We start from the raw sequence: 12754 nt of genomic DNA on the forward strand, positions 1-12754 counted from the left end.
CGTCCCGGTCAATGTTCGATCGGCTCATTTCTCAGGAATTCCCTAGCGAACGGAAGTCAATGACGACGAATTATCGCCACCTTCGGTCATCCGGCAGTGCGGTTTCACGCAGGTCCTTTATCACTGGTGCCTCACTTGCTGTACCCCTTGTAGCAGCCGGTGCGGCCGGCGCCTCCTGGGCGAAGCCCAAGCCCAGCCCCACTCCGCTCGCGACAGTCTCTCTTGGACCGTCCAAGTATGCGCATCCAGGTATGGTCCACACCCTGGCTGACGTCGAGGCGACAGCGTTGCGCGTGGCCGGCAGTGCCCAGCCCTGGCTGGGTGGCTGGAACCGCCTGGTGGCAAACGGCCGGTCCAGTTCAGGATGGCAGCCGCGTCCGCTGGAGACGGTCATCCGCGGCGGCGACGGCTCAAACTACGGGCAGCTCTTCCCCGACGTACACGCCGCGTATCAGAACGCCCTCCGGTGGCGGATCTCCGGCGAGGCCGCCCATGGCGTGGCTGCCGTGCGGATCCTCAACGCCTGGTCCGGGATGCTGACCACGGTCACCGGTAACGCGGACCGCTTCCTGGCCGCGGGCATCTACGGCTACCAGTTCGCGAACGCGGCAGAGCTGGTGCGGGACCACCCGGACTTCGAGGTCGAGCGGTTCGGCGACATGCTCCTCAACATATTCCACCCCATGAACGAGGACTTCCTCACGAATCACAACGGCGCTGTCATCACGAACTACTGGGCCAACTGGGACCTTTGCAACATGGCATCGATCCTGGCCATTGGTATCTTCGCGGACCGCGACAATCTTGTGGACCGCGCCGTCACGTACTTCCAGAGCGGTGCGGGCAACGGCTCGCTGCCGAACGCCGTGCCGTACGTTTATGAGGACGAGGGCCTGGCCCAGTGGCAGGAGAGCGGCCGCGACCAGGCACATACCATTATGGGCATCGGGCTCATGGGTGCCTTCTGCGAAATGGCGTGGAACCAGGGCATCGACTGCTACGGGCACGATAACAACCGCTTCCTCAAGGCCGCGGAGTACGTTGCGAAGTACAACCTCGGCAATGACGTCCCGTTCACCCCGTACACATGGCAGTCCGGGCCCTCGAGCACCGCATCCCACGTCGGCTGGCAGACCCACACAGTCCCGGGAGCAGGGTCACGCGGGCAGAGCCGACCGGTTTGGGATCAGGTTCTGGGACACTACTCCGGCCGCAAAGGTCTCAGCACACCCTGGGTCAGCCAAATCGCTGCATCCCTTCGGCCAGATGGCGGAGGAGGCGACTACGGTACCAACTCCGGAGGGTACGATGCCCTGGGATTTGGCACCCTTATGCAGTACCCGGCCCAGACCGGCTGGCGCGTCTCCCGGCTGCAAAGCTTCAATGTGCCGAACCGCTACATTCGCCACGCCGGTTCAACAGTCCGCCTCGAGCCCACCACATCGCCGGTCAAGGACTCACAATTCCGCATAGTCCCCGGGTTGGCCAGTCAGGTGGACGGTCGCATCTCGTTCGAGTCAGTCGATATGCCCGGCTACTTCCTGCGTCACTGGAACTACCAATTCAGCCTGGTCCGGAATGACGGTTCCGCTGTCTTCAAGGCCGACACAACCTTTCTCCCGGTGGCGGGGCTGGCGCACAACTACCTGACCTCGTTCCGGTCGCACAACTATCCGGACCGCTACATCAGGCACAGCAACTACGGCCTCAGCCTGACAACGATCGCGAACGACCTCGACCGTTCCGATGCGACGTATCGGATGGTGGACTGAGCTTAGTCGTGGACTGAGCGTCGTGGACTGAGCGGCCCGCCTCGGCAAGCAGGGACCGGGACGTTAGCCTGCATGGCACGGTTGCCCGGAACTCACCTGTGCAGTCTGTGAAGCAGGGAAAGGAATGGCTGGGCCAGCAGACGTAGTAGGCCAACGATCAGGACCAATGCAATAAAAAGCAGCAGTCCCGGCAGGAAGTAAAGGAACACCGCTATGAGGGTCGCTAGATATCCGGCGAGGTAGCCGGCGATCGTTGCTCCGTCCATTGGACTCCCCGATCAACAACCGTATTACTGGCAAGTGGTGATGCTGCTGGCTCCCTTGCAGCTTCGGGTGAAGTGGTCCCCGGCCTTGTTGGCCGGGGACCACGGTATTTCCGTCCGGGTCTATTGGCTGGCGCTGATCTGCTGCTGCTTGCCCTTGGTCTCGATTTCAATCTTGCGGGGTTTGGCCTGTTCAGCAACAGGGATCCGCACGGTCAGGACGCCGCCGTCGTAACTGGCCTTGACGTTCTCGGTGTCCAGCGTTTCACCCAGGACCAACTGCCGGCTGAACACACCGCGGGGACGTTCGGAAGCGAACATCTCGGTGTCTTCGCCAACGGGGTCCTTGCGTTCGGCCTTAATCGTCAGGACATTGCGTTCGACGTCCAGGTCCACCGAGTCAGTATCCACGCCGGGAAGATCCAGCGCGACCACAAACTCGTTCCCTTCACGCCAGGCATCCATCGGCATCGCAGCCGGGCGGGCCGTGGTGCCCAGGACCTGCTGGGCCAGCCTGTCGAACTGGCGGAACGGGTCATTGAGCATCAACATCGCATACCTCCTGTGATCCAATTAGATAAACCGGATGTATATCCGCTGATACAGATTTTATAGCACCTGGAGTTCAGAATCGCAAGAGGTTTGTGCCCCCACATTCGTCGTGACCCTCCCGGAAGAGTCGTTGGCCCCTCCCGAAAAACAGGGCATGTGGGCCGGGGCCGGCGGCGACTGGGGGTCGAACCTTGGTCTCAGAAGGCTCGATCACCGCCGGCCCCAGACTTGTATTCTGGGCTGCCACGACCTGCTGGGCACGAGTAAGCCGTACCCGTTTCTGGTCGTCTGCTACGTGTTCCTTACCCCTTTCAGATGCCATGCACCGCTTGTATGATGAGGACCGGAGAGCCGGGAAGCCTGGTCGGCCCGCATGCGGAAACGCCTGCGGCAGGCCCTTGGCAACCGTCTTGGGCGTGATTGCTGCGACCAAGGAACCGGCCATGGACATCGACTCAACTCCCGTCATTCACACCACGCAGCTCGTGAAGAATTTTGGACGCACGTCCGCGCTGACTGGCTTAGACCTGTCCGTTCTGCCAGGCGAGGTCCATGGTTTCCTGGGACCCAACGGGGCAGGTAAATCCACAACGCTTCGGATTCTTTTGGGCCTGATCCGGCCAACATCAGGAACGGCCCGGGTGTTCGGCATCGACCCGTGGGCTGAGCCGGTACGGGCCCACCGCGATGTTGCCTACGTCCCCGGGGACGTGACGCTCTGGCCGAACCTGAGCGGCGGCGAGGTCATCGACCTGCTCGCCGGGCTGCGCGGCGGCGTGAATGAAAACCTGCGCGGGGAACTCATCGAGGAGTTCGATTTCGATCCACGGAAAAAGGCGCGGACCTACTCCAAAGGCAACCGGCAGAAGGCAGCCCTGATCGCGGCCTTTTCCCGCCCTGCCAGGCTCTACCTCCTGGACGAGCCCAGCTCGGGGCTGGACCCTGTCATGGACGCAGTGTTCCGCCGTCACGTCCGCCGGGTCACCTCGGACGGGGCCACGGTGCTGCTGTCCAGCCACATCCTGACCGAGGTGGAACAGCTCTGTAACAGGGTGACTATCATCCGGTCCGGGGTGGCTGTGGAATCCGGGACCCTGGCCGAACTCCGGCATCTTACCCGCACCCGCTTCCGCGTCACGTCGGCGGCGACACCCGAGGTGCTGGCCACCTGGCGGGGCATTCACGACCTCCGCATCGACGGCACGACAATAGAATTCGACGCCGATGCAGCAGACCTGGGCAGCGTCCTGGATGCTTTGGCAACTGCAGGCATCACAGGGATCACGGCCTCGCCCCCTTCGCTTGAGGAGCTCTTCATGCGCCATTACGGCCTGCAGGCAACCGGACAGAATATCGGGCAGGCAAGCCACACGGGCCAGGCGCTGTGATGCGCGCCGTTTTTCGGCTGGCGCTGCTCCAGGAACGCAGGGACGGGGGGATCCTGGCGGCCTGGATCCTGGGCATCGCCGGCCTGGGATACGCGGCTGGCACCGCCGTCACCACACAGTTTGGCCAGGACAATGAGCGGGCCGCCCTGATTTCGGTGGCTGCGGCCAGTCCTGCGTTCCTATTCCTCCGGGGGCTTCCCGACGGCATCAGTTCCGGAGCGGTCACCTTCTTCCAGAGCTATTCGTTCACGGCGGTGTTAGCCGGGTTGATGAGTGCGTTCCTGGTAGTACGGCATACCCGAGCAGATGAGGACCAGGGCCGGTTTGAACTGGTCGGTTCCACCCAGGTCACCCGAGTGACATCCCTGTACGCAACCCTTCTCTTCGGTATCTGCGCAAATGTGGCTCTTGCAGTGGCCGTTGCCGCCGGATTTATCGGTGCCGGACTCCCGGTACCAGGATCATTCCTGGCGGGGACAGCTGTTGGCGCAGTGGGTCTGTTCTTCATGGCGGCCGCCGCGCTGGTGGCACAGGTCATGCCCTCCGCCAGGAGCGCCAACGGCGCAGCCGCGGCGCTGGTGGGCGGAGCCTACCTGGTCCGGGGTGCCGGTGACGCCGTCGGCACCGCCGACCTGGCACTGCTGCACGTCACCGCAGCCTGGCCCTCACTGTTCTCACCCATCGGCTGGGGCCAGCGCATCCGGCCCTTCACCGAGGCGGACACACTGCCGTTACTGGTTATCACTGCCGGAGCAGTAGTCCTGGCAGGGGTTGCTGTGGCTCTTCGCAACGGCAGGGACCTGGGCGCCAGCTACATCGCCGCGGATGATTCGGGCGCGGAGCGGGCGGGCGCCGGTCTGGCGTCGATGCTGGGCCTGGCATGGCGGCTGCAGCGTGGAAGCCTGGCCGGCTGGTGCTTCACCGCCGCTGCGCTCGGGGCTGTGGCCGGCGGTCTGGGCCCGGTGGTCCGCGACGCTTTGGAAGGAAACCCGTCCGTGGCGGAACTGATGAGCCGCATCGTTCCCGGCGACGCCGGCCTGGTCGATCTGTTCATCACCGCGATGCTGGGCATTGCCGGAATCCTGGCCGCTGCCGCGGGCATCGAGGCTGTGCTGCGGCTTCGGGCGGAAGAGGCCGAAGGGCGGGCCGAGCTGCTGCTATCCGTGCCGGCGTCGCGATTCCGCTGGCTGGGCAGCACTCTCGCCGTTGCGGCAATTACGGCGACGGCGGTTGCCGTTGCCGCCGGAGCCTCTGCCGCCGTCGTGCTCGCCCTGGGACAAGAAGGGGGCAGCAGCCCGGGCACTGTGTTTGCCGCCGCCCTGGCCCACATTCCGGCAGCACTCGTCTTCCCAGCCCTGACCGTGCTGGTGTTCGCCCGGGCACCCCGCTGGAGCAGCCCTGTTGGCTGGAGCGCCTTGGCGGCAGCGCTGGCCTTGGGGCAGTTCGGAGAGCTGCTTGGCCTGCCAACGTGGCTTCAGGACCTGAGCCCGTTCCGGCATTCGTCAGCAATGCCCGTTGAAGCCTTCAACCCTGGTGGGACCCTGCTGATGGCTACTATAGCCATCAGCGCGGCGGCCGCCGCCAGCCGCCTGATCCGGGAAAGGGACGTGACGGTCTAAAAGCGCTGGTAGCCCTGAAGCGCTTGGTTGGCGCAATGGAGCCTATTCCCGGAGACATCCGAATTGAACGCGAGAACATGCGTATCTACATTCCGTGGGTCTCCATGCTCATAGTTTCTGTTGTGGTGAGCATCGTTATGTCGCTCTTCCGCAGGTGATATTCGGGTCATAAGGAAGGTCCTGTCAGGCTTACGTCCGGGCCAGAACCGACGGGCATGGCGCCTGCGGCTCAGTGAGAGCAATATGGGGAGATGAAGGTTCCCAGTGACGGTGGCGGAACCGCGGGTGGCTTTCCTGATGACAGAAATGGCCTGCACCCTTGGAGCCGATTCGTGGCTTTAGGTGATTCGTTCACTGAAGGGGTGGGGGATCCCGAACCGCGCAGCCCCGGAGGCCTAAGGGGCTGGGCGGACCGCGTTGCCGAGGAGCTCAGTATCGGCCAGGAGGATTTCGCCTACGCGAACCTGGCAGTGCGGGGGCTGTTGCTGCGGCAGATTCTGGATCAGCAGGTAGGACCGGCTCTTGCCTTACTGCCGGATCTGATCACCCTCAATGGGGGTGGCAATGACTTGATTTTCAGGAGAAGCGATCCGGACAAACTATCCGCCAGGCTCGATGCGGCAGTGGAGTTGCTGGCCTCCACTGGCGCAACGGTGGTGCTGTTCGCGGGCCCGGACTGGGGGGCGACCCCGGTCCTGGGACGAACACGTGGCAAGGTGGCCATCTTCAACGAAAACCTGCGGATCATTGCTGCCCGCCATGATGCCGTGATTGCTGACCTATGGGCACTGCGGGAACTCACCCATCCGCTGATGCGGGATCCGGACCGGCTGCATTTCTCTCCCCTTGGCCAGCACACCATCGCCGCCATGGTGCTGGATACCCTTAACATCCCCCACACTTTGGAACCGATGATGCCCAAGGAGTTGCCCGAGCGGAGATGGCGGGAGGCCCGGGCTGATGACATTCTGTGGGCACGCGAGCACCTGTTCCCGTGGGTCCTGCACCGCTTGAAACAACGCATCGCGGAGGAAGAACGGCACGCCAAACGGCCGGACGCCGCTCCCGTCTTCGGGCCGGGAATGCCGCCGGGGTCCTTCGTTGGGACCCGTCCGGGCAAAAGTTGATGGGTTACCATTGCATCCGGTACCGGTGCGACCCACGTGTCCTTGGGCCTTGACTGGATTACCACTCAGTGAGGACTGCGGGACCACTTCTGGATACTTACTTGGGCGGTTCTTGGCGATCCGGTACTCGGCGCTGCCGTCAGTCCCTTTGCGTTCGAAGTACGGTCCCAGCGCATCGCGATGACCTTCGAAGCTCATCAGAGGGACGCCCCAACCGCATGAATCGGAAACACGGGTGACGTTGACCACGATGACCGCCCTCGTGCCCGGTTTGTCGTCGAAGTGCCGGGCGAGTGACTCGAATTCGTCGTCGTACCGGCTGATGACGCGCGCGGTGCCGTGCAGGCGAACGATGTTTGGTGGGCCGTAAAGGCGCAAAACATGACCGTGACGCGGCTGTTCTCCCGGAGGTGGGCGATGGTCTCGCTCCCACTGCCGGTGACGTCAAGCCAGGCGAAGGTGTGCTCGTCGAGGACTGCAAAAGTGCCTGGCAGCCCGCGGGGTGAGACATTGACGTGCCCGTCGATCAACAGCGGTGCGGTCGCTCGAAAAAGACCGGCTGCTGTGCGATGAATTTCGTCAGGCGCTCGTCAATCGCACCGTATATCTTGCCCATCAGAACACGCTCCCATGGGAAGGAAGGATGATCAAACCCCGTCTCAGCACTTTGGAACAAGGCGGGCAATCGTTTTCCTAGATCCTTGTCGCGATGCTTACAGCCGTGCAATAGTAGGCAGCATCAGCCATCGTGGCACCGCCGCGCACTCATTAAAGGCACATACCAGAAGGATCGGCATGAATCCGATAGCAGCTCAGATAGGCATGGTTTTCATTCCAGTCAGCGATCTTCGCAAGGCACGCGACTGGTACTGCGGGATGCTGGGAGTTCCCACCGATGGAGAGATCCTGCACGACCACCTTTACGTTCTTCCCATGGAAGGCGCCGGGCTCATCCTCGACAGCAAGATCTACTCCCCGGAAGCTGTCTTCCAAATTCCAGCCGTTGTGTTCAATACGGAGGATATCCAGGAGGCACACCTGTACATGAAGGGGAAGAGTGCCGAGGTGGCGGACGTCCAGTTTGATAAGTGGTTCAAATTCAAAGACCCCGACGGAAATCTTTTGATGATTTGCCAGAACTAGACTGCAAATCCCGGAGAGGGGCCTGAGCCACTCAGACCCCTACAAATGCTTGTCGTAGACCTCCCTGAACTTCAGAAGGATGGCGTACTGCGAGTTGGGGTCGGAGGGATCCATGATGAACGCGTCGGTCAGCACCCCTTGCTCGTCGTAGTCCTTCTCGTCCAGACGTACACCCCATTCGTAATTGCCGTCCTCGGCGAGCTGGCCGTTGGCATGCCACTTCTTGACGTTGCCGTGCGCGGCACCAAGGCGGCAGGTGAACTGCGAGCGCAACTGGCCGTGCTCGTACCAGATGCGCGACAGTCCGTCCTTGTGGCCATCCTTGTAGGTCGATTCGCTCTCGATGGCGCCATTCGGGAAACGCCACACCTCAATGCCGGTGAAGGGCTGGCCGTTCCAGGTCTGAAGCTGGCCCTCCCACTCGAGGTCGTCGCCGTCGACCCGTGGCAGCGGTGCTGTTTCATTCTCCATACAACGAGGATCATAGTCCGGAAGGGCGGTGCTGTAGTCTCGTGACACCGTTGCCCCAGTCTCTTCACGTTATTCAGGAAGATCCAGTATGCAGCTTGCAGTATTCAATGCGCTCAACCGTCGGGATGCCGTCGCGGCGCTTCGCCCCTGCCTGGATGTGGAGCGTTGGCTGGGGCAGATTGCAGATGCCCGCCCCTTCCCCTCGCTGCCAGCCCTCAGGGATTTCGCCGGAACTGCCGCAAACCCGCTGACCAGCGCCGAGATCCAGCAGGCGCTAAGCCACCACCCGCGGATCGGGGAACGCCCGACGGCGGAAACCGCCGAAGCCTCCATGTCCCGTTCCGAGCAGGCTGGTGTGGGTCCTGCCGACGGCAAAGTGGCTCAGGACCTGGCTGAAGGCAACCGGAAATACGAAGAAAAGTTCGGGCAGGTGTTCCTGATTCGCGCCGCGGGACGATCGGCATCTGACATCTTGACGGCTCTCAGGGAACGCCTGACCCATTCCCCGGGCCAGGAAGAGGCCATCATCTCCCAACAGCTGCGCGAAATCGCCCTGCTTCGCCTGGAAGGAATGATCAGCGAATGACTGTTTCACAGATCACCACGCACGTCCTGGACACCGCGTTGGGGCGCCCCGCGACGGGAGTCGCCGTCGGGCTTTATACGCATTACGACGACGGCTGGCACCTGCTCGCCACCGGAACCACCGACGCAGACGGCCGGATCAAAGACCTGGGACCCGCGGCATTGCCTGCCGGGACCTATCGCCTCAACTTCGGCACCGGCAGCTACTACAAGGGCCTGGATAAGGAGACATTCTTCCCTGAGGTGGATCTGGTGTTCGCAGTAAACACCACCGGCGAGCACTACCATGTGCCCCTGCTGCTGAGCCCCTTCGGCTACTCCACGTACCGCGGCAGCTGACGGAATCCTGTGTTCCTTCGGCGCAACCAAAGCCGCAGCAGTACGGTGGCTATGAGTAAGGTCATGAGCAGGGCGCCCACGGCGATCCAGGGAAACCCTGCTTGTGGTGCAATTTCGACAGTCTTTCCTTCCCCGGCATCCGGGAAGGTGACAATGGCAGCCGATTCATGCTCAATCAATCCGCTTTTGAGCTTCAGCTGAGCATTCCACGGCCCGTTGGGAAGTGCGGGATTCAGTGTCGTGACCACGGTTCCGTCCTTTCCAGGGGCCAGGGTCAGCGCTTTTTGCGCTCCGAAGGGTCCGGCGGAGATCCCGCCCGGGCCTTTGGAGAGCGCTATGCTTCCGGCGAGGTCCAATGCCCTGCCCCCCGTATTGGTGACGACGGCGGATACCTGAGGGTTGCCCTTTCCATCCCGGCCTGCGGTAATGGACATGATGCGGAAATCAGCCGGTGCTCCGTTGCCGGGACCGACGGAAACGTAAATACGGATCCCTACTCTGCTGGCTTGGGCAATGTTCGTCCCGTTGCCTGGAGCGCTCCGAACCTCTGCCCACACCACCGCGTATTGCTCTGCCTCCGAGGCATCCGCGGGGACGTTGATGGTCACCATGACGTCGGCCGATTCGCCGGGCGGCAGCGCCACTTGCGGGCGATCGATGGAGGTCCACGTGGTCAGTTCATTCACGGCAGGGTCATTGCCCCCGACGAATGAGCCCTCCTGGATCTGCGCCGCCCCTGAGTAGATTCGCACCGACTGGGCGGCAGTCGAGTTATTCTCCACCCGGATACGACGCTGGATTCCGGTGCCGGGCTCCAGCCGATCCACGATGTAGGCGCGGGCACGCGGATCCTCCTTGGTGGCCGCCGGAACATCCAGCAGGCGTATGCCGATTCCGGTTGGCTGGGGCGATGGCGGGCTGCTACTTGAGGAAAGGTAGGTCTCAGGTAGGGCATGGGCTGCTCCGGCAGGGACAAGCGCCAAGGCCAGAATGAGCAGAGAAAATGCTGTGATCGCAGAACGCAAAACCTGGAACCCCTGATTGTTGGCAGCCGTTAGTCTGGTGACGAAGGTGAGGGCCAACTGAGGAAATGATGGCCGCTGGGGGCGGCCGCCTGGCCGGCCACCCCCGTTTCCGTCGTGTTTAGGAGACGGACTGCGTCATTAAGGCGGAATACGTGTCAGCCAGTACTTGGGCCGGGATCGGGACCGTAAGGGCCGCAGTCCAAGTCGCCGAGTTGTTACCGCTGACGGCAGAGGCGGATTGAGAAACCTTAGCCGAAGTCAGATCAGTTCCCGTTGCTGGGGTTGCGAGCGTCGAAGTGCCGGTCGGGGTTACTGTGGCTGCCAGGTAGGTAGCCGCGGTAGTCGGGATGGTTTGGGCCGGACGCGCATCGCCCGTCAAAGCAGGAAGGGCGACGGTAGCCGACCATCCAGCCACTCCCGCACGGGCGTCCGTCACCGTGGTGTTCCCGACGGTGACTGTGGAATTTACTCCAGGCGTCCCGGTCGAGAGAACGGCGCTTGCAGGCGCTGCAATTGAGAGCAACCCTGTTTCAACCGTGACGGTGGTGGTCGTATCAGCTGCAGAAGCTGGCACCGCCATGCCTCCGGCTAAGGCGGCGGAGCAGGCAAGAACGAGTGCGGTACGGGTGATTGAACCCATGAGAGAGACCCCAATAGCTATAGACAAAAATGAGTGTTGGACTTAGGTGAAGCGCTTGACGCGTCTGTCGACATTGTCCTTGGACCAAGAGGCCCCAGCGATCTGCTGGTTAACTTTCCCGGTCTGCTGATCGGCTCATCGCGTGAGAGCAATAGGTAATCCGTCCTGTAGCCCCCACCATGAACGGATGTCACCAAACGATCTGGTGCGTAGCGCCACTGTGTGCCTCTTCCAGCTCAAAGTCAATTGCGCCGATCAAAATGGACGGCTCCGCACACGTTTAGGAGAGTTGAGGCTCCACGAGGTCCCGGCACATTGCAGAACCGGCCGTAAAGGGCTAGGTTCCTCCTTGGGGGATGGTTCTCTGCTCGCTATGGGCGCCTTCCGACGGCAATGTCGTGGAAAGGCATCTGAAAGAAGTGCGTAAGAAGCCAGGTGAGACTCCACGCGTCGCAGAATTTTCCGGCGCGCTATGGTCAACGATCGCCCGCATCTCTGCGCTCAGCTGCGCCCTGCTGTTTGCGGGCATGCTGTCATATGCTTCTTTGGCATTCGCCGCCGCCACCCCTGTGGGGTTGGGTGCTGCGGGGACGTATTCGGTGCTGGCCGGAACGATGGTGACCAGCACTGGCGCGACCACCATCAGCGGTGATCTCGGGGTGAGCCCGGGCACCGCCGTTGTCGGGTTCCCTCCCGGCATCGTTACCGGCGCCATCCGCACCGGAGAGAACGCAGCCCAGGCCCAGACCGACCTGCTGGCCGCCTACAACAACGCCGCCGCCCGCACCCCAACAGGCGACTTCAGCGGGGACAACAACGGCCGGACCTACACCCCAGGTATCTACCGGACCGCCGCAGCCTTCGCCCTGACCGGGGCCATGACCCTGGACGGCCAAGGCGACCCCAACGCCGTCTTCATCTTCCAGGTCAACGCCGCCCTCAACACCGCCGCCGACAGCAACATCACCCTGATCAACGGCGCGCAGGCACCCCGCATCTACTGGCAGGTTCTCGGCGCCGCAGGAACCGGAGCATCATCAACCTTCAGCGGAACCATCATGGCCACCGGCGCCATCACCCTCGGAGCCGGCGCAACCCTCACCGGCAGAGCACTCTCCCGCGACACAGTCACCCTCGCCGGAAACACCATCACCAGCGTCAGTGATCCCGCCGTGACCATCACGGGCGGCGCGACAGCATCCACAAATGACGCAACCCCTACCGTTGGTGGTACTACCGACGCCCCAACCGGGACCAGCGTGACCGTGACCGTTGCCGGACAGACACTCATCACAACCGTCCAACCCGGCGGCAGCTGGAGCCTCACTGCAGGAACAGTGTCCGACGGCGCTCACACAGTATTGTCGTCAATAACCAACCCGGCAGGGTTCACTGGCACCGCTGCTCAAACCCTCACCATCGATACCACTGTCCCGGTGGTCGCGATCACCGGTGGGGCGGTGACGACGACAAACACGGCAACTCCCACGATCGAGGGGACCACAGATGCAGTCAGCGGGACTACGGTGACAGTCTCAGTTGGCGGGCAGACGCTGACCGTGCCAGTCCAGTCCGACGGAACCTGGGCCGCCACCACGGAAAAATTGGTGAATGGCCCTCATGCTGTACTGGCGTCAGTAACCGATACCGCAGGGAACACCGGGACCACCACCCAGAGACTGACTGTTGATACGACGATTCCTCCTGTGGGGTTGGGTGCTGCGGGGACGTATTCGGTGCTGGCCGGAACGATGGTGACCAGCACTGGCGCGACCACCATCAGCGGTGATCTCGGGGTGAGCCCGGGCACCGCCGTTGTCGGGTTCCCTC

Annotated in this window: 15 protein-coding genes; 9 read left to right on the forward strand and 6 right to left on the reverse strand. The window is 62.6% G+C overall.

Translation table 11 applies throughout. The features are described from left to right. The first annotated feature begins 59 nt into the window (after window positions 1-59). Window positions 60-1772, forward strand: a complete 1713-nt coding sequence (locus RIN13_RS10380) for an AbfB domain-containing protein (protein WP_309107254.1) — start codon at window positions 60-62, stop codon at window positions 1770-1772. A gap of 92 nt (window positions 1773-1864) precedes the next feature. Here the strand turns inward: RIN13_RS10380 and RIN13_RS10385 are convergent, their stop codons facing one another. Both RIN13_RS10385 and RIN13_RS10390 read right to left on the reverse strand, forming a co-directional pair. Then, the gene (locus RIN13_RS10385) at window positions 1865-2038 is read right to left on the reverse strand and encodes a hypothetical protein (RefSeq protein ID WP_309107255.1); all 174 of its coding nucleotides are present in this window, start codon (window positions 2036-2038) and stop codon (window positions 1865-1867) included. A gap of 120 nt (window positions 2039-2158) precedes the next feature. After that, window positions 2159-2587, reverse strand: coding sequence for an Hsp20/alpha crystallin family protein (locus tag RIN13_RS10390; RefSeq protein WP_309107256.1), 429 nt, complete (start codon window positions 2585-2587; stop codon window positions 2159-2161). Window positions 2588-3030: 443 nt separating this feature from the next. On the opposite strand from RIN13_RS10390, the gene RIN13_RS10395 reads away from it, so the two are divergent. The 4 genes from RIN13_RS10395 (at window position 3031) to RIN13_RS10410 (ending at window position 6721) form a co-directional block, all read left to right on the forward strand. After that, entirely contained in the window at window positions 3031-3975 is a 945-nt protein-coding gene (locus RIN13_RS10395; RefSeq protein WP_309107257.1) for an ABC transporter ATP-binding protein, read from the forward strand. After that, window positions 3975-5594 (forward strand): polyketide antibiotic transporter, encoded by a 1620-nt coding sequence (locus tag RIN13_RS10400; protein ID WP_309107258.1) that lies wholly within the window; start codon window positions 3975-3977, stop codon window positions 5592-5594. Before RIN13_RS10395 ends, RIN13_RS10400 begins: the two co-directional genes overlap by 1 nt. Window positions 5595-5617: 23 nt before the next feature. Then, on the forward strand, window positions 5618-5752 hold the full coding sequence (locus RIN13_RS10405) for a DUF2905 domain-containing protein (protein ID WP_375164760.1): 135 nt from the start codon (window positions 5618-5620) through the stop codon (window positions 5750-5752). Window positions 5753-5845: 93 nt separating this feature from the next. Then, a complete protein-coding gene (locus RIN13_RS10410; RefSeq protein ID WP_309107260.1) occupies window positions 5846-6721 on the forward strand; it encodes an SGNH/GDSL hydrolase family protein in 876 nt (291 codons plus the stop codon). 197 nt (window positions 6722-6918) lie between these two features. On the opposite strand, the gene RIN13_RS10415 is transcribed toward RIN13_RS10410, so the two are convergent. Then, window positions 6919-7251: a pyridoxamine 5'-phosphate oxidase family protein gene (locus RIN13_RS10415; RefSeq protein WP_309107261.1), complete on the reverse strand. Its 333-nt coding sequence runs from the start codon at window positions 7249-7251 to the stop codon at window positions 6919-6921. Between the two features lie 265 nt (window positions 7252-7516). Between RIN13_RS10415 and RIN13_RS10420 the strand changes: the two genes are divergently transcribed. Continuing rightward, window positions 7517-7864, forward strand: coding sequence for a VOC family protein (locus tag RIN13_RS10420; protein ID WP_309107262.1), 348 nt, complete (start codon window positions 7517-7519; stop codon window positions 7862-7864). Between the two features lie 39 nt (window positions 7865-7903). Here RIN13_RS10420 and RIN13_RS10425 read toward each other — a convergent pair whose 3' ends face one another. Then, window positions 7904-8335 (reverse strand): hypothetical protein, encoded by a 432-nt coding sequence (locus RIN13_RS10425; protein ID WP_309107263.1) that lies wholly within the window; start codon window positions 8333-8335, stop codon window positions 7904-7906. A gap of 88 nt (window positions 8336-8423) precedes the next feature. Here RIN13_RS10425 and uraD point away from each other — a divergent pair, with 88 nt between their 5' ends. Beyond that, window positions 8424-8921 carry a 2-oxo-4-hydroxy-4-carboxy-5-ureidoimidazoline decarboxylase gene (gene uraD / locus RIN13_RS10430; RefSeq protein ID WP_309107264.1) on the forward strand — a complete coding sequence of 166 codons (498 nt, stop codon included), beginning with the start codon at window positions 8424-8426 and terminating at the stop codon, window positions 8919-8921. Continuing rightward, window positions 8918-9259: a hydroxyisourate hydrolase gene (gene uraH / locus RIN13_RS10435; RefSeq protein ID WP_309107265.1), complete on the forward strand. Its 342-nt coding sequence runs from the start codon at window positions 8918-8920 to the stop codon at window positions 9257-9259. The genes uraD and uraH overlap by 4 nt, the downstream gene beginning before the upstream one ends. On the opposite strand, the gene RIN13_RS10440 is transcribed toward uraH, so the two are convergent. After that, window positions 9235-10284, reverse strand: a complete 1050-nt coding sequence (locus RIN13_RS10440; protein ID WP_309107266.1) for a hypothetical protein — start codon at window positions 10282-10284, stop codon at window positions 9235-9237. The genes uraH and RIN13_RS10440 overlap by 25 nt on opposite strands. A 118-nt stretch (window positions 10285-10402) precedes the next feature. Continuing rightward, on the reverse strand, window positions 10403-10924 hold the full coding sequence (locus tag RIN13_RS10445) for a hypothetical protein (protein ID WP_309107267.1): 522 nt from the start codon (window positions 10922-10924) through the stop codon (window positions 10403-10405). A gap of 419 nt (window positions 10925-11343) precedes the next feature. Here RIN13_RS10445 and RIN13_RS10450 point away from each other — a divergent pair. Continuing rightward, window positions 11344-12754, forward strand: a 1411-nt coding sequence (locus RIN13_RS10450; RefSeq protein WP_309107268.1) for an ice-binding family protein, incomplete at its 3' end; no start/stop codon positions are given.

The sequence above is a fragment of the Arthrobacter sp. genome, assembly GCF_031179985.1.
GTDB lineage: Bacteria > Actinomycetota > Actinomycetes > Actinomycetales > Micrococcaceae > Arthrobacter.